The following is a 19,108-nucleotide window of genomic DNA, read 5'->3' as shown; positions in this document are numbered from 1 at the left end:
CCGGAGGTGCAGCCTGGTTCCAGGTAGTGTGAATACCAGGATAAACAGGCTCTTAGTACCCGGATGCCGCGGCCCGCAGGCTGGGAGCATGACAGACCAGCTCCAAGCCGCCACCGCCCCGGCCGTTGCCCGGTCGCGGGCCGGCGCATCGCCGCTCGGTCCGGTGGCGCTGACCACTTTGCTGTTCGGCGCCTTCCTGCCGATGCTCTCCTTCTTCATCCTCAACGTCGCACTGCCCGCGATCGGTTCGGACCTGCACGCGAGCTCCGGTGAGCTCCAGCTGGTCGTCGGCAGCTACGGCATCGCCAACGCCACCCTCCTGGTGCTCGGCGGCCGGCTCGGCGACGGGTTCGGCCGGAAACGGCTGTTCATGGTCGGCCTGACCGGCTTCACCGTGATGTCGCTGATCTGCGCGATCGCCCCGACGGTCGGCGTACTCCTCGCTGCCCGGGTCGTCCAGGGCGCGACGGCAGCTGCCATGACACCGCAGGTGCTCGCGTCGATCTCGGCACTGCTGACCGGTGCGCACCGCGCCCGCGCGATGGCCATGTTCGGCGTCGCCGGCGGGGCCGCGGCAGCGCTGGGGCAGATCCTCGGCGGCGTACTGATCGAGGCCAACGTATTCGGCCTCGGCTGGCGGGCCGTGTTCCTGGTCAACGTCCCGGTCGGCCTGGTGGCCGTCGTTGCCGCGCTCCGACTGCTGCCGGAGACCAAGGCGGACCGGGCGCAACGGCTCGACCTGGTAGGCGCCGCACTGCTCGCGCTGACGCTCGTACTGCTGCTCCTGCCACTCACCGAAGGCCGTCCGCTCGGCTGGCCGCTCTGGACGTGGCTCTGCCTCGCGGCGACCGTACCGGCGGTAGCTGTACTCGGCCTGCACCAGCACCGGTCCGAGCGTTCCGGCCAGGCCCCGCTGATCCCGCCGACGGTGCTGCGGTTGCGGGCGATGCGGATCGGCCTGCTGCTGGCGGTGGCGTTCTTCACGACGTTCGGTGGCTTCATGTTCGTGTTCGCGCTCGCAACGCAGGGCGAGGCGCACATGTCTCCGTTGGAAGGCGGTCTGAGCCTGCTGCCCTTGGCAGTCGGATTCCTGATCACGTCGATCTACGGGCCGCGGCTGCAGGTCCGGTACGGCGCCGGTCTCATCCTCCGCGGCTGGCTCATCCAGGCGGTCGGCTACGCGCTTCTCGCGGTCGTGGCGCTGACCCTGTGGCCACACGTCGATCCGTGGCGCCTCGCTGTTCCCATGCTCGTCGCCGGCTTCGGCTCCGGTCTCGTCATGGTGCCCCTGATCGGCGTAGTCCTCAGCCAGGTTCCCGCCACGCAGGCAGGCCTCGGCAGCGGCATCCTCCTCACCAGCCAGCAAACCTGCCTGGCCCTGGGAGCCGCAACGGTCGGTACGGCGTACCTCTCGATGGCCGGCACCAACTGGGGCCAGGGCGGCGCACTCGCCGCGGTATCACTGGCAATCACGGTCATCTCGCTGCTGATGATCCCGGTCACGCACCAGCTGCGGTCCAGTGGGAAGGGCGTGTAAGGGCGTTCGGGAGCTTGGTGGTGCGGTCGCCGCGGGCGGCGTTGAGCTGGGACTGGGTGACGAACAGTGCGCCCGTCAGGTCGGCGCCGCTCAGGTCTGCGTCGCGGAGATCGGCGCCGATCAGGTCCGCCTGCCGTAGGTCGGCCTGGCGGAGGTCGGCGCCGATCAGATAGGCGCCGCGGAGGTTAGCCTTCGACAGGTCCGCCTGACCGAGGCGTGCACCGATCAGGTCGGCGCCGCGGCGTTCCTTCTTCTTCGGTTGCTTGCCGCGGACGGCCCGGCTGGTCGCCAGCAGGATCTCGTTCACGGCGGCCCGCTCGGCGACCACGTCGACGTCCGCGAGGTTCGGCGTACGGCTGACGCGTTCCACCCGGTCGATCGCGGGTTGCGCGTCGGCGTTGTGCTCGAGGGCTTCGGTCAGGTACCAGAGCAGTTCGTGCAGCTGGCGCAGGATCGGGAGTGCGGCGAACATCTCCGGACCACGCTTCGAGAGTTCCTGGCCGGCGCCGAAACAGTCGTACACGGTGCAGCCCGGGAAACCCTTGCCGCGGAGCTGACTGTGGATCGTGCAGCGATGGTCGTCGCTCAGGTTCGGGCAGGGCTCACCCGCAGGCTTGTCGATCGCGAAGTCCGCCGACTTCGCGAACGTCAGTACGACGCAGCAGAGGCCGAAGCACTTGCCGCAGTCGGCCTGCAGGTCAGTTCTGGTCGGCAACCGTCTGGCCGGTCCGGCGCCAGCGGATGCCGGCCTCGATGAACTCGTCGATCTCGCCGTCGAACACACCGGACGTGTTCCCGGACTCGTACTGCGTCCGCAGGTCCTTGACCATCTGGTACGGGTGCAGGACGTACGACCGCATCTGGTCGCCCCACGAACCGGCAACGTCGCCGCGCAGCGCATCCAGCTGCGCCCGCTCCTCGGCCTTCTTCAGCGCGAGCAGCTTCGCCTTCAGGATGACCATCGCACTGGCCTTGTTCTGCAGCTGCGACTTCTCGTTCTGGCAGGAGACCACTGTGCCGGTCGGGAGGTGCGTGATCCGGACCGCGGAGTCGGTCGTGTTGACGCTCTGCCCACCCGGGCCGGACGAGCGGTACACGTCGATCCGCAGCTCTTCTTCCGGTACGTCGATCTCGTCGGTCTGCTCGAGCACCGGCACCACCTCGACCGCGGCGAACGACGTCTGCCGGCGGCCCTGGTTGTCGAACGGCGAGATCCGCACCAGCCGGTGCGTCCCGGACTCGACGGACAGCGTGCCGTACGCGTACGGCGCCTTGACTCCGAACGTGGTCGACTTGAGCCCGGCCTCTTCGGCGTACGACGTGTCGTAGACCTCGGTCGGGTAGCCGTGGCGCTCGGCCCAGCGCAGGTACATCCGCTGCAGCATCTCGGCGAAGTCCGCCGCGTCCACACCGCCCGCGCCGGAACGGATCGTCACCAGCGCCTCGCGCTCGTCGTACTCGCCGGACAGCAGCGTGCGGACCTCGAGCGACTGGATCGCCTTGGCCAGCGAGCCGAGCTCCTTCTCCGCCTCGGCGATGCTGTCCGCGTCGTTCTCCTCGCGGCCGAGCTCGACCAGAACACCGAGATCGTCGACCCGGCTGCGCAGCCCGGTCACCCGCTCCACGTCCGCCTGCAGGCTGGACAGCCGCGACGTCACCTTCTGCGCGTTCGCCTGGTCGTCCCAGAGGTCGGGCGCAGCGACCTGCTCGCCGAGCTCGTCGATCTCCTTGCGCAGCGCAGGGAGATCGAGCACTTTCTCGATCGAGGTCATCGTCGCGTCGAGCTGCTTCAGCTCCGCGTCAAAATCCAGTCCAGCCACAACCAAGCAGCTTAGCTCAGCCAAGACCCCGACGAAGAACGGCGAAGACTTCGGCGATGGCCTGCTCCAGCTCCTGCTGTGCCTGCGCGAGCTCATCGGGTGACGCGTCGTCGGGCAGGACGGCCATCAGCTTCTCCTCCAGCACCTTCTGCGCGGCGGCGTACAGGGCCGCGGTCAGCCGGTTCTTGAGGTGATCCGGCGAACGCTCGTCGAGCGCTTCGGTGAGCGACCTCTCCAGCTCCTCGGCGGTGAGCCGGCGGCGTGCGAGCAGCGCGGGACTGGCCTCGATCGTGCGCACGAACTGCTTCCAGGTGGCCAGGTGCCCGACCGCCAGCCGCTCCCGCGTCCCCTGCACGTACTGCGTTTCCAGGACGCTGATCGGATCCGCGTCCGGCGGCGCCGCACGGACCGCCCGCGCCGGGCCCCGCCACCAGCCGGCCTCGTCGAAGAACAGGTCCTCCTTGGCCGGGAAGTGGTTGAACACCGTCTGTACGGCGACGTCCGCGGCCCGCGCCACCTCGGCCACCGTGACCGCGTCGAAGCCGCGCTCGAGGAACAGACCGGTGGCCACGTCCGAGATGGCCTGCCGAGTCTGCTGCTTCTTGCGTTCCCGCCGCCCGAGCTCCATTGCGCTCACTGTAGTGGATCTGTTTTACTGAATCCATTCTTGTAGTCACTACATCTTTGGAGCACATCCAATGACGATCCTCGTCACCGGCGGTCGCGGCGCGATCGCCCGCGCCGTCACCGCGCTGCTGACCGAGGCCGGGCAGGACGTCCGCGTCGCCAGCCGCGAGCCGTCCGCCCTCGCCTCCGCGGTGGCGTACGACGCCGCGGACCCTGCGCCCGCCCTGCACGGCATCAGCCAGGTCTTCCTGTACTCCGACCCGTCGACGGCACCCGCTTTCGTGGCCGCGGCCGAAGCCGCCGGCGTCAAGCAGGTCGTCCTGCTCTCGTCGCTGTCGTCGCTGGACGGCCCCGAGGACCCGCACGCGAAGACCGAGCAGGTGATCGCCTCCGGCTCGTACGCGACCACCCGCCTGCAGCCCGGCGCGTTCATGAGCAACGCGAAGTACTGGGCACACCAGGTCCGCGCGACCGGCCAGATCCGGCTGCCGTACCTGGACGCCGAGGAGGCGCCGATCCACGAGCGCGACATCGCGGACGCCGCGGTCCGGGTGCTGCTCGACGGCCCGGGCAACGCGCACGACGGCCGCGGGTACCCGATGACCGGCCCGGAGTCGATGACGCGCCGGCACCAGATCGAGCTCGTCACGGCGGTCACCGGCGTACCGATCGAGGCCGTCGACCTCACCCCGGACCAGGCCCGCGCCGAGATGGGCATGCGCGACGAAGGCCAACGCGAAACGCTGCTGGCCTACTGGGCGTCCCGCGTCGGCAGCCCGGCCCCCATCGAGCCCGGCGTCGAACTTCTCACCGGCCACACCGCCCGGTCCTTCACGACCTGGCTCGCCGACAACCCGGGCCTGTTCAACGGATAGGGACGATCGCGGAGGATTCGGAGGCGACGTCCGCGGAGCCGGGGAAGCCCGGCGGGCGGAACGGGAGCTCCGTGGTGGACGTGAGCCGGACCGTCACCGTCGTACCCTCGACGTCCACCGACCAGTCGAGGTTGCCGAACCTGTTGCCTGCAGCAACGTCATCGAGGTACTCCGCGGTCAGCCGCCGGGCCTGGTCCGGGTCGATCGCCGCGTTCCCGCCCGCACTCGGCTGCGCGTACACCGCGGCCAGCCCGTTCGCTGCCGCGAGTACGGCGCCGTCAGCGGTGGCGTCCAGGTCGCGGCGGACCAGGAAGGCCTTGGAGATGTCGGTGACCACGACCACCATCAGCAGGATCACCACGGCGAACCCGACGATCAGCATGGTCATCTGCCCGTCCTCGCCCCGTTTGCGCCGGGTCATCCGTCGCCCTTGGCTTCGCGGTAGTCGCCGAACGCCTCGGTGTGCGAGGCGCTGATCCGGATCGCCGGCGGCTCACCGCCGAGCGCGTCCGGGATCAGCGGCAGCCGGACCTTGGTCTGCAGCGTAACCGTGACGGTCGAGCCCGGCTGCAGACAGGCCGGGTCGCAGCTGATCCGGAGCTCGTCGGCGGACAGCTCCATCCCCTGGTCCTTCATCGCCAGTTGCGCGGCCGCGAACGCGCGCGCCCGCGCCTCGTCCTCGGACACCCCGTCCGGAACGATCACGAACGCCCGCCCCGCGGCCCGCGTCGCCGCCGTCGCGCCGTACGACGCCCGCTGCACGTCGAACACGCCGAGCATCATGTAGACCAGCGGCACCATCAGCAGGATCGCCAGCCAGGAGAACTCGACGACCGCGCTGCCCCGCTCGTCCCGCCTGCGGGCCTTCACTCGCCGGTCTCCTTCACCGCGTGTCCCTGGACGGTGAACGAGATCCCGGGCCCCCACAGCCCGAGCGGCGGCATGTGGGCACGCACCGACACCACGACGCCCGGCTGCCCGTCGATGTCGGTCGCGTCGCCCGACACCGAGTCGATCAGGTTGTCCGCCACCACGCCGTTGATCAACTCCTCGGTACGCGTCGCACCATCGGCCGGTGCCCGGTTGAGCACGGCCGCGTAGTGGGCGCCTTCGGAGGCGGCAGCGGTGACGGTGTTGCGGACGTACAGGAACAGACCGACCTGGAGGATGCCGAGGAACAACGGCACCAGGATCGTCGAGACCAGAACGAAGTCGACGACGGCCGATCCCCGCTCGCCGCGGGTTCGCGGCATCACCCGCTAGTTGTTGTTGGCAACCGACGAGAGCGCCGCCTGGAGCATCTCGGCGAGCTGCTTGCCGGCCAGTTTCCAGATCGCGACGACCAGGCCGGCCGTCATCACGGTGATCAGCACCCAGCCGGGGACGTCGCCGCGTTCGGTCCGGGCCGGACGTGGCTTCAGCGCCAGCGTCAGGAACAGCCTCGTCAGGTACAGGGACATGACCTCTCCTCAGTTCATCCGGCGATCAGCCGGATTCCGACAGCGCCCGGGTAGAAGGCGAATGCGATGGTCACCGGCAGGACCAGGAAGATCACCGGGACCATCATGGCGACCTCGCGACGCGCGCCGGACTCGATCAGCTCGCGGCGCCCGGCTTCCCGGATGTCGCCGGCCTGCGCACGCAGCACGTCGGCCAGCGGGGTGCCGCGCTCGAGCGCGACCGCCAGCCCGTCCGCGAAGCGCGACAACGCCAGCAACCCGGTCCGGTCCGCGAGCGCATCGAGCGCGCGGACCAGCGACTCTCCCGCCCTGGTCTCCGCCAGGACGCGTTTCAGTTCGTTCGCCAGCTCGCCGCGGGACGCCCGCGCGACCCGGTCCAGCGCGGCGGCCGGCCCTTCACCGGCGGCGACCGACAACGCCAGCAGTTCGGCCACGGTCGGCAGCTCCGCCAGCAGCCGGCGCTCCCGCCGCCGCACCTGGGACGTCAGGTACGTGTCGCGACCGAGGACGCCGGTGATCCCGAGCACCAGGCAGAACACCAGCAGCGCGACCGGGTCCCCGAGACCGACCGCGACCGCGACGATCGAGATCACCAGCCCGGCGCCGAACGCGATCGCACCCCAGAGCAGCTGCTCGATCCGGAACTCCTCGACCGTCCGCTCCATCCCGGCCCGCTGCAGCCGCCGGCGGATCGTGTGCGCACCGCCGAGGATCCGCTCCAGCCGGGCGGCCGCCGACCGCAGCGACGGACCGAACAGCCGCAGGATCGCGTAGAACGGGGACCGCGAGTCGATCACCCCGACGAACACGTCAGGCGCCCCGAGGTCCCGCAGGTACGGCGAGATCCGCTCGTCCACGGTCGGTTTGCGCAGGAACGGCAACCGCAGTACGACGATCAGCAGGCCGGCGCCGAGCACCGCGCCGAGGAAGCCACCGAGCAGGACCGGGTTCATCGCAGCACCCGCTCGGGCTCGGGCAGCCGGCCGATCCGCAGCATCACCCGGTACGCGATCACGCAGATGACGGCGCCGACGGCGATGATCGCGGCGCCGACGGGCGAGTTGTACCGCTGGATGACGTCGCCCTGGAAGGACAGCAACAGCAGCACCAGCCAGGGCGCGGCGACCGCGACGCGGGCACCGTTGACCGACCACGACTGCCGGGACTCGAGCTCGGACCGGGTGCGGGCGTCCTCGCGCAGGAACGACGACAGCGAACGCAGCAGCCGGCCGAGGTCGCCGCCGCCGACCTCCCGTGCGATCCGCAGCGCCTCCACCACCCGGTCGCCCACCGGGTCGGCCAGCCGCGCCTTCAACCGGTCCAGCGACTCGGCGAACCGCCCGGTCGAGGCGTAGTCCGCACCGAACCGCCGGAACGGCTCACGCAACTGCACCGGCCCCCGTTCGCCGACCTGGGCCAGCGCCTCCGACAACGACAACCCGGCCCGCACGGCCGACGCGACGTTGTCGACCACGTCCGGCCAGAGCTCGCGGAACTCGGCCAGCCGCTTCCGCGCTCGCGCCCGCACCAGGGCGATCGGCAGCCAGCCCGCCATCACCGCGAACACCAGCGCGACCGGCAGCGTCTTGGACACCACGAACATCAGCAGGAACGCGAACACTGCCATCACCGCGCAAGCACCGATGAACGCGCCCGGGGTCACGCCCTCGACGCCCGCGCTCGCGAGCAGGTCCCGGCTCCGGCCACGCAGCCGTCCGTCCGCACCCGGCGCCGCCTCCGCCGGCGCCACGAACGCCGCGATGATCAGCAGCAGCCCGACCCCGAAGAACAGGCCGATCAGCAACCCCATCAGCCCGCACCTCGTGGCAGCTCGGTGAGCAGACCGGCCACGTTGTACCCCGCCTGCTGGAACCGCTCCGGGTGCGGCAACTGCCCCTCGGCGCGACGCAGGTACCCGTCGTACGTGGTGAACAGGGTCTCGGTCTCAACCGATCGGGGCGGAGTTGCCTTCGTCAGTGGGCGTCCCGTTCGAGCTGACGACGCGGATCCCAGCCTGAGGCCGGCCAACCGCGTGGAAGGGCGGGGCGGGCGCGGGCGCAGGGGCCGGCACGCCCGCCCCGCCGGCATCAGGGGGCCTGCCGCCGGTGGCCGGCGACGGCTCGCCACTCCTCGCGGCGGTACTGGCGTGTCGTCATCCTCGGCGTGACAGGGCCGCGCACCAGGTAGGCCTCGACGCACCAGGGCAGCAGGCGGCCAACGCGGCGGGGGTCCCAGCCGTCGGGCTCGATGCCGTTCCGGCGGTCGATCGCCCAGGCGCGGAGGGCCCAGCGCCGGCGCCGGCGGTCGCGGACGTTGCGCGTCCTACTCATCGTCCAGCCACTCCGCTCCGGTCATGTCTCGGTGGTATCCGTTGTGGTAGCCCAGCACGCACGGCCGGTCGGTGCTCGGGTTCGAGCTGTCGCACGGGTCGGGGTCGGCGGCCCGCAGCTCGGGCCACCCGGTGGGTTCCGTCGTCATCTGTCACTCCCGGACACTGGTCCCTGACTAGGCGCAACAGTTTATAACGGGTATGATGAGTAGACAAGTTCTCACGTGCCAGACATCCGGCGCGTGAGGCGATTTCATGCACCCGCGTCTGGGAAACTCGTCATACCGAGTAGTCAGGCGCGAGGAGGCATGGGTGAGCACGTTCTCTGGTCGCCCTGCCTACCTGCAGATCGCTGACGACCTGCGGTCGCAGATCCTTGAGGGCGCGCTCCAGGCCGACGACAAGCTGCCCTCGGAGCCAGCGCTCATGGAGGACTACGGCGTCTCGCGGATCGTCGTGCGGCAGGCCCTCGACGTGCTGCGCACCGAGGGGCTGATCGTCAAGCAGCAGGGGCGCGGGTCGTATGTCCGCGCCCTGACGCCGCCGACCCGCCGCGTACTGGGGCAGCTCTACAACGAGCGCCCCACCGGCTCACCGTTCGCGGCGGTCGCCACCGCCGGCGGGCAGCGCCCGGAGTGGGACTACCAGAGCCGCAAGACGACGGCGTCCAAGGTCATCGCGGAGCGCCTCGGCATTGAGCCGGGAGCCCCGGTGATGCGCACGTCGTACCGCTTCCTCGCGGACGACGAGCCGGTCATGCTGTCGACCTCGTTCGAGGCGCTCGCGATCACAGGCGGCACCCCGATCGAACAGCCAGAGTCCGGGCCTGTCACCGGCGTGGTGCCCCGGTTCGACTCGATCGGGCTGCACATCACGCACGTCAAGGAGGACGTGATGGGCCGCGCGGCCAGGCCCTACGAGGCCGAGGTGCTCGGCGTCCCGCAGGGCGTGCCGGTGCTGGTGATCGAGCGCACCTATTTCGTCGAGGACCGCCCGGTGGAGACTGCCGACATCGTTGTGTCGTCGGCGCGGTACGTGCTCTCGTACCGGCTCGAGATGCCGCCGCGGGCGTGACGCTCGGGCACGTGCCGGCCTAGGTGATTCGTTGCCCCACCGTTGCGGGTCGAGCTGCTACCGTCCGTATTTCCGACGCTATGCCCACGGCGCACCGGGGACCGTCCGAAAATTGGGGGTAGGCCCGTGCCAGGATGAGGCGTGGCCAAGCAGAGCGAAACCCCCAGAAGCATCGAGCTCTTCGCGGGGGGCGGGGGGATGGCCCTCGGCCTCCACCAGGCAGGATTCGAGCACTCGTCCCTGGTCGAGTGGGACTCCAAGGCCTGCGACACGCTCCGGCTCAACAGCGAGGGTCGGTGGCCCTCCGCGGAGGTCTGGGACGGCGACGTCCGGGAGTGGCTCAAGTCGACGAGCGCCGAGGACGTGGGCGAGGTCGACGTGGTCGCCGGCGGGCCGCCCTGCCAGCCCTTCTCGCTCGGCGGCCTGCACAACGGCGACACCGACGCGCGGAACATGTTCCCCGCCGCGCTCGACGTGGTCCGGAAGTTCAGCCCGAAGGCGGTCATCTTCGAGAACGTCCCCGGCCTGACCCGCGCCTCCTTCAAGCCGTACTTCGACTACATCGTCGCGCAGCTCCGCGAGCCGTCGGTGACGCACAGGCGCGACGAGACATGGACCGAGCACGCCGCCCGGCTCGCCAAGCCCCGGCGGGGGGCGAGGTCGCTCAGCTACGTGGTCCAGGAGCCCCGCATCATCAACGCGGCCGACTACGGCATCCCGCAGGGCCGCCGGCGGGTGTTCATGGTCGCGGTCCGCGAGGACCTCGGCCTCGAGTGGGACTGGGACGCCTTCGAGCCGACGCACTCCGAGGCCGCGCTCGCCTACGACCAGTGGGTCGAGCCGGTCTACTGGGAGGAGCACGACATCCCGGAGCCGGAGCGCCCGGACAAGTTCACCGACGACGTGGTCCAGCGGCTCAAGCTGAAGGGCCGGCCAACGTCCGAGCGCTGGCGCACGGTCCGCGACATGCTCCGCGAGCCGACGGTCCTGCCGACGCCAGTCGACGGCGTCCCCCACCCTGAGATCCCGAACCACGTCGGCATCCCCGGCGCCCGGTCGTACCCGGGCCACACCGGCAGCCCGATCGACCTGCCGGCGAAGACGATCAAGGCCGGCGTCCACGGCGTCTGCGGGGGCGAGGCGATGATCCGCTTTCGGGACGACTCCCTCCGGTACCTCAGCGTCCGCGAGAGCGCCCGGGTGCAGGGCTTCCCCGACGACTACCAGTTCACCGGTGCGCGCTCGACGGCGATGCGGCACATCGGCAACGCGGTCGCAGTAGGGGTCGCCCGCCAGGTCGGCGAGCGCCTGAGGGCTGTGCTTTCGATCTGAGTCCCGCCTTGTCGGCGTCGTCGTCTAGCCTGCGGGTATGCCGGACGAGCACGACTACAGGCCCGAGTTCTTCGACCCTCTCTCCACGGAGGCGCTGACGCGCATCATCTGCCGTGAGTTCGAGGAGCAGGAGCCGATAGGCCTGACCTACGAGGTGCCGCTCTTCGAGGGGTCTGGCCTGTACGCGATCTACTATCACGGCGATTCGGAGGAGCTCTACAAGCCGCTGGCCGACCTCGCAATCCCCGTCTACGTCGGGCAGGCCCGGTCCCACAACAGTGCGACCGGCCGGACGGCGAGGTCACTCCGACCCCTGCACAGCCGGATCAAGCAGCACCGTGTCTCGATCGACGGTGGCGGCCTGTATCTCGATGAGTTCTCTGTCAGGCTCCTGTGCATGCCCGACGTCCACATCGACATGGGCGAGAATGGCCTCCGCGTCGGCTACCAGCCGGTGTGGAACTCGATCCTGACGGGCTTCGGCAGCCACGAGCAGGGCTCGGCGACGAGGAGCAGCGCGCGGACGAAGTGGGACACCGTCCACCCCGGCCGGTCGAGGACCTACGGCGACGAGAAGCACGACCTGGCGGCGCTGGTCACGGAGGCCCAGTACGCCATTCAGCGCCAGGTCGCCGAGTACGACTACCTCCCATGGCACCGCGCGACCCTCGGGTAACGTCGAGGATCATGTCCCGGGTGCGGAGCCGGGACACGGTCCCCGAGCTCCTCCTCCGCCGGGAGCTCCACCGGCGCGGGCTCAGGTACCGCCTCGGGTACCAGCTCCCCGGCAAGCCCGACGTGACCTTCGTGAGCGCCAGGGTCGCCGTGTTCGTCGACGGCGACATGTGGCACGGCCACGGCTGGCGGGAGCGCGGGTTCTCGTCGATGGAGGAGCAGTTCGCCAACCACCGCGACCCGGCCTTCTGGGTCGCAAAGATCCGCCGCAACGTCGAGCGGGACGCCGAGGTCGGCGCCGAGCTCTCATCCCTCGGCTGGCGGGTCGTGCGGGTCCTGGAGAGCCAGGTCCGGCGTGACCCCGGCGCGGCGGCGGACGTGGTCGAGGCCGCCGTCAGAGGCCCGGCCGGCGGCCCAGCCGGCTAGCCCCTCCACGTCGGACAGTTGCCATGTTGTTGCCCCAGGGCGCTTACGGGGGCGGCTCCCCAGCGACATGTTTCTCATCAGTGCTTCGAACACCAGTTCGAATGCGAGACATGGGGAGACGACATGAACCGCGCCGAGTACAACGCCCTGATGGCCGCCGGCGAGGCTGGCACCAAGCTGGCCCCCGAGGCCTTCGCCGAGCTGGCCGCCTTCGCCAAGGAGAAGAAGGTCAAGCGCCCCCGGCCCGAGTGGGTCCTCGACGAGCCGAGGGCCACCGAGCCGCCGGCCGAGGCCGAGGCCGAGACGCCGGCCGAGAAGCCCGCGAGGAAGAGGGCCGCCGCGAAGAAGCCGGCCAAGGAGTCGACGCGGACCAGGAACAAGGGCGAGACCTGCGTGCACGTCGGCGAGGACGGCAAGCCCGACTGCGACTCGGACGCCCGCGCCCGCGGCCTGTGCTCCAAGCACCACACCGCCTGGTACCGCGCCAACGTCCCCGGCGCCCAGGACCGCGCCCGCGAGGCGAGCGCCCGCTACGCCGCGAAGGTGCGCGAGGCCAAGCAGCTGGCCAAGGCCGGTGCCGAGCAGTGACCACCTACTCCGACGAGTACATGGTCCGGATGGTCGCGAAGATCCTTGCCGACGGCAACAACGACTGCATGACGGGCAACCGCGTCCGCGTCCTGTTCGAGCTGCGGGACTTCGACCGCCGGCGCCAGGGCGTGATCGAGCTGCCCGACGAGTACCCTGACGGGTCGGTCCACGACCCCCGGGACTAGTGAACGCGACGAAGGGCCGGCCCCGGAGGATTGGGCCGGCCCTTCCGCCTTTGCGGCGCCGTCAGCTGAAGACGGTGCCGTTGAGGAGCTGCGTCGCGCGGTTGGTGACCCGGGCGTCCGTCGAGCCCTGCTGGATCTTCGTGATCCGGGCGCGCTCGTCATTCGTCAGCACGGCCTGCGCCGGGATCGTCGCCATCCAGGCGATCATGGCCGCCGACGGGGCCGGGGCCTGGACCGGCGGGAGCTGGTAGCCCTGCGGGAGTGTCGTCATCGTGGTACCTCCTCTCAGTCGCATCGTGCCGGGCCGGGGCGCCGGCTCACTCGATGTCGACGCCGTCCAGGTTCATCGGCAGGACGGCGGCGCCGAGCGGGAGGAGGCCCGTGGCCAGGCCCCGCCCGCCGGCGACGATGGCCTCGGCGGAGGGCCGGGGGCCGACCACCCGCGCGGCGCCGGTGCAGGCGTTGACGAGGTCGAGGGTGTCCCGCAGGAGGTCCATCTCCGAGGCCACCGCCCGGAGCCGCGCGACCAGCTCGGCGGCCTCGGCGTCCAGCCTCGACTGCTCGGCCGCGACCCGCGGCCTGAACTCGTCGGCGTTGCGCCCGAGCCACTGCCGGAACCGCTCCTCCATGTCGATGCGGCGCTCGTGGAACAGCGCCGTCGAGTTGCGGACCCCGCGGCTCTCCGGCGTCTCGACGGGGCCGGGGTAGCTGAGCGTCGGCTCCTCTCCGGCGAGCGCGGCCTCGTCGCAGTGCCGGTTGTACTCGTCGAGGGCCGCCTGCTGGTCCCGCAGCTCGGCGAGCACCCGCGCCTCGCGGGCCTTGGCCCTCGCCTCGGCGGCGTCGATCTCGTCGAACTGCTCCCGGAACGCCTTGTAGTGCCTGTGGCCGGCGACGGCCTCGTGCAGCCGCCTCACTTGCCGGCCTCCCCGGCGCCGGCGCGGCCGGTCGCCTCCGCGATCGCCTCGGCGATGACCTCGGCGGGGAGCGGGGCGAGGCCGGCGCGACCGGCTGGCCGGTCCTGCGGGTACCGGGCGGCCGCCCTGGCGGCGCCCCTGCCGTAGGCGGCCCGCGCCTCCTCCGGCGTCCTGTCTGCGTAGTCGGTCATGCCGTTCTCCTTCGTTGTGTGTAGATTGCCGTGTCGTTCGTTCGCTCGTGCAGTCATCGCCCGCGGGCCCTCCAGTCCTGCCCGCCGCCGGACGCGAGCCGGTCGAGCCTGCCCCTGATGAAGGCGCGCTCGCCGCCCTCGGCCCAGTAGGCGTCGTCCGCGTCGTCGCGCTGGATGGCCCTGCCCGCCAGGCGCCCGTCGGAATACGCCGACGACCTAAGGACCACCGGCGCGGCCTCCAGCAGGTGGTGGGCGCCGAGGACGCACGCCGTGAACCCGTCGTCGTGGCCGCCGGCGGGGTGGTCGACGCGGAACTGGCCCGAGGGCGTCTCCGCGACCCGGAGGCCGCGCAGCTCCTCGACCAGGACCGGGTCGCCGGGGAGCGACCACGCCGCGTCCCTGACCAGCCCTATGGCCGTCGAGGCGAGCCGCTGCTTGCTGGCCGCCGAGAAGTTGAACGGCTCGACGCGGAACCCCCGGTCCCTGATCCGCTGGGACAGGCCGACGGCCTGGTACGGGTCGTAGACCACCGGCGCCCCGCCGTACCGGCGGGCCAGTGAGACGACCTCCTCCTCGACCGTCGCGAGGCGGACCGGGTCGGCCCTCGTCCCCTCGAAGTACCGGAGCGCGTCCACGACCACCGCGCGCCCGTCGTGCACGTCCCGCCCCGTGGCGTGGTCGCGGTGCGAGTGGTCCTCCAGGTGGGAGACGCTGACCGCCGTCCGGTCCCCCGTCAGTCCGACGTCGAGGCCGACCGCGTAGGCGTGCCGGCGGGAGTACGGCAGCGGCTCCGCCGTCGGGCGGACCAGCTCGGCGATCGCCTCCTCCGACCAGACCGCCTCGTCGGCCGAGGTCCACACGTTGTGGAACAGCCGCTCGAAGCTGGCCGCCGGCAGGGACCGCCGCGCCTCCTCCAGCTCCTCCGGGTCCTGCCACGGCGTCGGCGCGAGGCCGTTGGCCTCGGTCCAGTCCGACACCCGCCAGCGCGCCGACCCGCGGGCCGCCTGGTAGACGGGGTAGCTCCAGTGCAGCGGGCTCCCGGCGGTGGTCATCACCACGAGGCGGGACTGGGCGACCTTCGGCAGGGCGGTCAGGAGCGCCTCGACGAACTCCCGCGCGTTCGCCGTGCTCTTCGCCTGCGCCAGCTCGTCGAGGAACACCCACCAGGGCAGCAGGCCCCACGACCCGGCGCCGTCGGCCGGCAGGACCGTCAGCGTCGCCGCCTTGCCGGGGAGCTCGATCCTGTCGGCCCTCGGGTCGAACAGGCCCGCGAGGTGGGGGCTGCGCCGGATCCAGCCGCGCGCCGCGTCGTGGATGATGGCCGCCTGGTCCCGGTCGTTCGCGCCGATGTACAGGTTCGCCCCGACGGGCGCCTGGGTCACCATCGCGCAGAGGGCCATCGCCGAGCCGTCGGTCGACTTCGACCCGCCCCGGCCGCGGCCGAGCCAGTGCCGGCGCGGGCCGGTCAGGTCCAGCACCGCCGCCGCGTCCTCGATCTGGGCGTCGAGGGCCGCCTCGCCGACCGTCCGGCCGTCCTCCATGACGAGGGTCGAGTACAGCGCGAGCGCCCTCTCGCCCGTCGGGTCCTGGCCGCTCACCGGGCCGCCCCCTCGCCGGATCGGCCGGTCGTCCCCTGGGCAGCCGGGAGGCCGGGCCCTGGCGAGGGCAAGGCCCCGGCCGGTTCGGAGCCCGGGGGCGCCGTCCTGGGCTCCTGGCCGGCGCCCGTGCCCCCGTCCGCCCCGGACCGGCGGCGCCTGAGCGCCTCGGCGCCGGCCACGAGGGCCGCCTCGAGGCCCGCCTGGCTGGCCGCCGTCGAGGTCAGGGACGCCTCGATGCCGGCGCGGCTGGCCGCGTCGAGGCCGAGCCGGGTCCGGTGCTTGAGCGCCAGGTTCTCCATCTTCGTCATCAGGTCGGCCGCCGGCCTCGGCTCGCCGTCACCGTCGAGCAGGCCGTGCTCGGTCAGGTACTCGTCCAGCAGCGCGCACCGGGCCTCGGCCCGCGCCCACGCCCGCAGCGCCGGCCCGAAGCTCGGCTCGGCCAGGAACGGCGCGGACTCGACCGTGGCCGCGATCAGCTCGTCCGCCAGCGGGTCGACCCTGCGCTGCGAGTGGGCGCCGTGCCGGGTGCTGAGGGCGTGGCCCCAGTGGTACGGGCTGGCCTGTTGCCGGTGCCCGTCTTGGTCGATCGGGCTGTTGCCGCTTTCCTTGGCGTTCTCGGGCCTGGCCGCGGTGGTGACGCTGACCGTCCCGTCCTTGCGCAGGTACAGGCACGACCCGTCGGGCTGGTCGTTGCGGCCGGGCCTGAGCTCGGCGATGGTGCCGTCGGCCAGCCGCACCGTTAGCGCAGGTGCGGGCGTATCCCCGCCGGACGGGAGAGCGGCGCTCTCGCCCCGCCCCGCCTGTCCGCCGCGGGCGAGGCCCTCCCGCCCCTCCTCGTGCTCGGTCATTCGGCCGTCTCCTTCGTCAGTTCTTCGTCGTTGGTTCTGGGAGCGGTACGGGCGGGGGCACTACGTGCCCCCCTCCGCCCGTTCCACTTGCTCAGTGGGGCGAGTGGAACGCGAGTGGAACGCCCGTGCGTTCCAGTCCCGCCGGCCGCGTTTCCTAAGGTCAGGGGCACTTTTCGCCCCTCCGGCCCTGGTGAGTGGAACGCGAGTGGAACGGCCCCGGGAGTGGAACGGCCCCCCGCTCCACTCCCCCCGAGTGGGGCGCCCCCGCGTTCCACTCCGGCTGGGCCCGGCCGGTCACGGGGCGGCCTCCCCGCCGAGGTCCCGGCCGTCGGCCAGCGTGAACCGCGCCCCGCCGTTGTTGCCCTGGCCCTCGTCCCTCCGGACCGTCCCGTCCGCGCACATCTCGTCCAGCGCCCGCTTGAAGCCGCGGGTCGACGCGGCGAGCTCCTCGTTGTGGTCGGCGATCTCCTTCTTGATGGCGGCCACCGAGCCGGCGACGCCCTGGAGCCGAACCAGCGCCCGGGCGATCTGGTTGCGCTGGCCGGCGGCCTCGGCCGCGCTGATGGCCACGGAGTCCCGGCGGGCGACCGGCCTCGCCCAGACCGAGTCGCCGCGCGGCTCCAGCCTGAAGCCGGTCGGCGCGGACTTCCTCGCCCGCCGGTTCTTCTCGACCGCGATGACGCCGGTGACCGGCTGCTCGACGAAGTCGGCCTGCGCGGCGCTGCTGGCGTTCTCCGACCCCGAGTTGGACGGGGGCAGGACCGAGATGACCACGTCGAGCGCGCCGATCTGCGCGGAGGCGCCGCGCGCCCTGCGGCCCGTCGTCCCGGTGTGGTGGACGGTCATCACGAAGCACTGCAGCCTGTTGGAGATCCGCCGCAGGTTCGACATCACCCGGCCCATCTCGGTGTTGGAGTTCTCCTCCGCCCCGCCGGAGGCCTGAGCCTGGGTGTCGACCACGACCACCGCCGGCCTGTACTGCGCGAACGCGGCGACCCAGTCGGCGGCTGCGGCCGGGTCGGACAGGTCGACCAGCCCCTCGGGGAAGGCCGACAGGGCGAGCGAGCTGTCGTAGCCGGGGTTGGCCAGGTCCCACGCCTCGGTGCGGGCCTTCCAGTCGCCCTCGTCCTCCAGGGCGACGTACACGACCGGCACCGGCTCGGGCACCCGGACCTCGTATCCGTGCCAGTACTCCCGCGCGCTGGAAATGGACAGGACGAGGTCCAGCGCGACGAAGGTCTTGCCGAGGTTGGACGGGCCGTAGAGCTGGCCGGTCCCGACCCGCGGGATGAGGCCGCGCACCAGCCACTCCGGCTCGGGCAGCGTCCGGACCTCGTCGCGCGTGAGCACGCGGAAGGTCTGCCTCGGCCCGGCCGCGAGGGGCGCGGGGCCCCTGCCGGCGGGCCTCGGCCCGGCGCCGTTGCGTGCCGCGGGCTGGCCGAACAGCCGCGCCTGTGCCTCGTCGTCGAACGGGCTCGGCATGGGGCGCTGCCGGTCCTCGGCCCCGAAGATGCTCACCCGAGCACCTCGCCGGTGAGCTCGACGGAGAAGGCGTGCTCGCAGTTCGGGCAGGTCACGCCGATGGCCGCGCCGCCGCCCCGTCCGACGCGGAACCCGTACCGGTCGACCAGGTCGGCCACGTCCGACGGGCCCAGCTCGGGCAGGGCCTCGCGGAGGTGGTCCGCCTGCCGGCCCGGGTCCGCGACCCGCCGGCCGTGGGGCGACGTGAGCCACACGACGGCCTGCCTCTTCGCGGCCTGGTACCGCTGGCCCTTCTCCCGCTCGGCCCTCATCCACTCCGGCTCGGAGTAGGGCACGGGGCGGGCGTAGGCGTCGGCGCTCACGACTCGGCCCCCTGGCCGCCGAAGAGCAGGCCGGCGAGCGGCCCCAGTGCGGCCGGACTGATCGGGCTCCACTCGGCCGAGCTCACGCGCGGCAGGCCGGTGTCGTGGCAGAAGGCCGCGTGGATGCAGTCGAGGTCGTCGAGCAGGTCGCCGTGGCGCGGGTCCCCCTCGCAGAGGCGCTTCATCTCGGTCAGGCCCAGCCCGCAGGGGAACGGCCCGAACCCGGCCACCGTCAGCCAGCAGGAGAACCAGCGGCTGTGCGTCGTCGTCTCAGGCATCGTCGGACCCCGCCTCGTCGTCCGGCGCGACGGGCGCGAAGAGGATCTCGGCCGGGACTCCCGGGAAGAACGCGAGCAGCTCGTCGCGGAGTTTCTGGTGCGCAGGCCGCCGGCCGGACAGCACGTCGTAGAGGATCCCGAAGCTGACGCCCATCTCCTTGGCCAGCCCTCGCGCGGACCGGCCCTGCCGGGCGTTCAGGACGCCTGCGTAGATCGGGCGCCGCTGCCGGCACATCGCCCGCACCTCGGCGGGCGCTATGCCCAGCATCTCGGCCACGGTCTCGGCGTGGCGGGCCGATATGACCCGCTCGCCGCTCGCCAGCCGGGACACGTACGAGACCGACGTGCCCAGCCTCTCGGCCACTTCCGTCAGGGTGAGTCCGGCCGCCTTGGCGGCCGTCAGTAGTGGGTTCGAGCCCATTGGTCCCTCCTCGGCGGGGAGGGCGCGTCCTGGCAACTCCCCGTGACATTGACAGGTTGACCGTAGCCCGTTTTGACCGCATC

The 19,108-nt window shown here is 71.8% G+C and carries 28 protein-coding genes; 8 read left to right on the top strand and 20 right to left on the bottom strand.

The genetic code is table 11. The features are described 5' to 3' along the window. Nucleotides 1-88 precede the first annotated feature (88 nt). The gene (locus tag AB0M51_RS35515) at nt 89-1,537 is read left to right on the top strand and encodes an MFS transporter (protein ID WP_344198670.1); all 1,449 of its coding nucleotides are present in this window, start codon (nt 89-91) and stop codon (nt 1,535-1,537) included. Here AB0M51_RS35515 and AB0M51_RS35510 read toward each other — a convergent pair. From AB0M51_RS35510 to AB0M51_RS35500, 3 genes are read right to left on the bottom strand one after another with little or no spacing between them, the layout of a single operon-like run. After that, nucleotides 1,500-2,252, bottom strand: a complete 753-nt coding sequence (locus AB0M51_RS35510; protein ID WP_344198672.1) for a pentapeptide repeat-containing protein — start codon at nt 2,250-2,252, stop codon at nt 1,500-1,502. The genes AB0M51_RS35515 and AB0M51_RS35510 overlap by 38 nt on opposite strands. After that, a complete protein-coding gene (prfB, locus tag AB0M51_RS35505; protein WP_363752529.1) occupies nt 2,236-3,357 on the bottom strand; it encodes a peptide chain release factor 2 in 1,122 nt (373 codons plus the stop codon). Before prfB ends, AB0M51_RS35510 begins: the two co-directional genes overlap by 17 nt. Nucleotides 3,358-3,373: 16 nt before the next feature. After that, nucleotides 3,374-3,985, bottom strand: a complete 612-nt coding sequence (locus AB0M51_RS35500; RefSeq protein ID WP_344198676.1) for a helix-turn-helix domain-containing protein — start codon at nt 3,983-3,985, stop codon at nt 3,374-3,376. Between the two features lie 70 nt (nt 3,986-4,055). On the opposite strand from AB0M51_RS35500, the gene AB0M51_RS35495 reads away from it, so the two are divergent. Next, nucleotides 4,056-4,859 carry an NAD(P)H-binding protein gene (locus AB0M51_RS35495; RefSeq protein ID WP_344198678.1) on the top strand — a complete coding sequence of 268 codons (804 nt, stop codon included), beginning with the start codon at nt 4,056-4,058 and terminating at the stop codon, nt 4,857-4,859. Here AB0M51_RS35495 and AB0M51_RS35490 read toward each other — a convergent pair. From AB0M51_RS35490 to AB0M51_RS35455, 8 genes are all read right to left on the bottom strand, one after another. Continuing rightward, a complete protein-coding gene (locus AB0M51_RS35490; RefSeq protein WP_363752524.1) occupies nt 4,849-5,247 on the bottom strand; it encodes a pilus assembly protein TadG-related protein in 399 nt (132 codons plus the stop codon). The genes AB0M51_RS35495 and AB0M51_RS35490 overlap by 11 nt on opposite strands. 29 nt (nt 5,248-5,276) lie before the next feature. Then, nucleotides 5,277-5,729 (bottom strand): hypothetical protein, encoded by a 453-nt coding sequence (locus AB0M51_RS35485; RefSeq protein WP_363752521.1) that lies wholly within the window; start codon nt 5,727-5,729, stop codon nt 5,277-5,279. After that, nucleotides 5,726-6,112 carry a TadE/TadG family type IV pilus assembly protein gene (locus AB0M51_RS35480; RefSeq protein ID WP_344198685.1) on the bottom strand — a complete coding sequence of 129 codons (387 nt, stop codon included), beginning with the start codon at nt 6,110-6,112 and terminating at the stop codon, nt 5,726-5,728. Before AB0M51_RS35480 ends, AB0M51_RS35485 begins: the two co-directional genes overlap by 4 nt. Nucleotides 6,113-6,118: 6 nt before the next feature. Next, nucleotides 6,119-6,319, bottom strand: coding sequence for a hypothetical protein (locus AB0M51_RS35475; protein WP_363752517.1), 201 nt, complete (start codon nt 6,317-6,319; stop codon nt 6,119-6,121). Between the two features lie 14 nt (nt 6,320-6,333). After that, nucleotides 6,334-7,272, bottom strand: a complete 939-nt coding sequence (locus tag AB0M51_RS35470; RefSeq protein ID WP_344198689.1) for a type II secretion system F family protein — start codon at nt 7,270-7,272, stop codon at nt 6,334-6,336. Then, nucleotides 7,269-8,129 (bottom strand): type II secretion system F family protein, encoded by an 861-nt coding sequence (locus AB0M51_RS35465; protein ID WP_344198691.1) that lies wholly within the window; start codon nt 8,127-8,129, stop codon nt 7,269-7,271. Before AB0M51_RS35465 ends, AB0M51_RS35470 begins: the two co-directional genes overlap by 4 nt. Before the next feature lie 277 nt (nt 8,130-8,406). Continuing rightward, a complete protein-coding gene (locus tag AB0M51_RS35460) occupies nt 8,407-8,649 on the bottom strand; it encodes a hypothetical protein (RefSeq protein WP_363752512.1) in 243 nt (80 codons plus the stop codon). Then, complete coding sequence (locus AB0M51_RS35455) at nt 8,642-8,797, bottom strand: hypothetical protein (RefSeq protein WP_363752509.1); 156 nt, start codon at nt 8,795-8,797, stop codon at nt 8,642-8,644. The genes AB0M51_RS35460 and AB0M51_RS35455 overlap by 8 nt, the downstream gene beginning before the upstream one ends. A 163-nt stretch (nt 8,798-8,960) precedes the next feature. On the opposite strand from AB0M51_RS35455, the gene AB0M51_RS35450 reads away from it, so the two are divergent. From AB0M51_RS35450 to AB0M51_RS35425, 6 genes are all read left to right on the top strand, one after another. After that, nucleotides 8,961-9,722: a GntR family transcriptional regulator gene (locus tag AB0M51_RS35450; RefSeq protein ID WP_363752506.1), complete on the top strand. Its 762-nt coding sequence runs from the start codon at nt 8,961-8,963 to the stop codon at nt 9,720-9,722. Nucleotides 9,723-9,863: 141 nt separating this feature from the next. Next, entirely contained in the window at nt 9,864-11,054 is a 1,191-nt protein-coding gene (dcm, locus tag AB0M51_RS35445) for a DNA (cytosine-5-)-methyltransferase (protein WP_363752503.1), read from the top strand. A gap of 37 nt (nt 11,055-11,091) precedes the next feature. Continuing rightward, nucleotides 11,092-11,730 (top strand): Eco29kI family restriction endonuclease, encoded by a 639-nt coding sequence (locus AB0M51_RS35440; protein ID WP_363752500.1) that lies wholly within the window; start codon nt 11,092-11,094, stop codon nt 11,728-11,730. Nucleotides 11,731-11,741: 11 nt separating this feature from the next. Beyond that, nucleotides 11,742-12,155 (top strand): very short patch repair endonuclease, encoded by a 414-nt coding sequence (locus AB0M51_RS35435; protein WP_363752497.1) that lies wholly within the window; start codon nt 11,742-11,744, stop codon nt 12,153-12,155. Between the two features lie 123 nt (nt 12,156-12,278). Next, nucleotides 12,279-12,743, top strand: a complete 465-nt coding sequence (locus AB0M51_RS35430) for a hypothetical protein (RefSeq protein ID WP_363752494.1) — start codon at nt 12,279-12,281, stop codon at nt 12,741-12,743. After that, entirely contained in the window at nt 12,740-12,931 is a 192-nt protein-coding gene (locus tag AB0M51_RS35425) for a hypothetical protein (RefSeq protein ID WP_363752491.1), read from the top strand. Before AB0M51_RS35430 ends, AB0M51_RS35425 begins: the two co-directional genes overlap by 4 nt. A 61-nt stretch (nt 12,932-12,992) precedes the next feature. Here the strand turns inward: AB0M51_RS35425 and AB0M51_RS35420 are convergent, their stop codons facing one another. The 9 genes from AB0M51_RS35420 to AB0M51_RS35380 all read right to left on the bottom strand — a co-directional run bounded on the left by AB0M51_RS35420 (nt 12,993) and on the right by AB0M51_RS35380 (nt 19,025). Then, the gene (locus tag AB0M51_RS35420; protein ID WP_363752488.1) at nt 12,993-13,202 is read right to left on the bottom strand and encodes a hypothetical protein; all 210 of its coding nucleotides are present in this window, start codon (nt 13,200-13,202) and stop codon (nt 12,993-12,995) included. 46 nt (nt 13,203-13,248) lie between these two features. Next, nucleotides 13,249-13,845, bottom strand: a complete 597-nt coding sequence (locus AB0M51_RS35415; RefSeq protein WP_363752485.1) for a hypothetical protein — start codon at nt 13,843-13,845, stop codon at nt 13,249-13,251. Next, nucleotides 13,842-14,036, bottom strand: a complete 195-nt coding sequence (locus AB0M51_RS35410; RefSeq protein ID WP_363752482.1) for a hypothetical protein — start codon at nt 14,034-14,036, stop codon at nt 13,842-13,844. Before AB0M51_RS35410 ends, AB0M51_RS35415 begins: the two co-directional genes overlap by 4 nt. A 53-nt stretch (nt 14,037-14,089) precedes the next feature. Continuing rightward, the gene (locus AB0M51_RS35405) at nt 14,090-15,634 is read right to left on the bottom strand and encodes a terminase large subunit (RefSeq protein ID WP_363752479.1); all 1,545 of its coding nucleotides are present in this window, start codon (nt 15,632-15,634) and stop codon (nt 14,090-14,092) included. After that, on the bottom strand, nt 15,631-16,482 hold the full coding sequence (locus AB0M51_RS35400) for a hypothetical protein (RefSeq protein ID WP_363752476.1): 852 nt from the start codon (nt 16,480-16,482) through the stop codon (nt 15,631-15,633). The genes AB0M51_RS35405 and AB0M51_RS35400 overlap by 4 nt, the downstream gene beginning before the upstream one ends. A gap of 294 nt (nt 16,483-16,776) precedes the next feature. Next, entirely contained in the window at nt 16,777-18,000 is a 1,224-nt protein-coding gene (locus AB0M51_RS35395; RefSeq protein ID WP_363752473.1) for an AAA family ATPase, read from the bottom strand. Beyond that, entirely contained in the window at nt 17,997-18,326 is a 330-nt protein-coding gene (locus tag AB0M51_RS35390) for a hypothetical protein (RefSeq protein WP_363752470.1), read from the bottom strand. Before AB0M51_RS35390 ends, AB0M51_RS35395 begins: the two co-directional genes overlap by 4 nt. Next, nucleotides 18,323-18,604 (bottom strand): hypothetical protein, encoded by a 282-nt coding sequence (locus tag AB0M51_RS35385; RefSeq protein WP_363752467.1) that lies wholly within the window; start codon nt 18,602-18,604, stop codon nt 18,323-18,325. The genes AB0M51_RS35390 and AB0M51_RS35385 overlap by 4 nt, the downstream gene beginning before the upstream one ends. Beyond that, entirely contained in the window at nt 18,597-19,025 is a 429-nt protein-coding gene (locus tag AB0M51_RS35380; RefSeq protein ID WP_363752464.1) for a helix-turn-helix transcriptional regulator, read from the bottom strand. Before AB0M51_RS35380 ends, AB0M51_RS35385 begins: the two co-directional genes overlap by 8 nt. Nucleotides 19,026-19,108 lie beyond the last annotated feature (83 nt).

The organism is Kribbella sp. NPDC051137, assembly GCF_040682535.1.
In the GTDB taxonomy this organism is placed as follows: domain Bacteria; phylum Actinomycetota; class Actinomycetes; order Propionibacteriales; family Kribbellaceae; genus Kribbella; species Kribbella karoonensis.
This window is presented reverse-complemented; position numbering and strand designations above follow the sequence as displayed.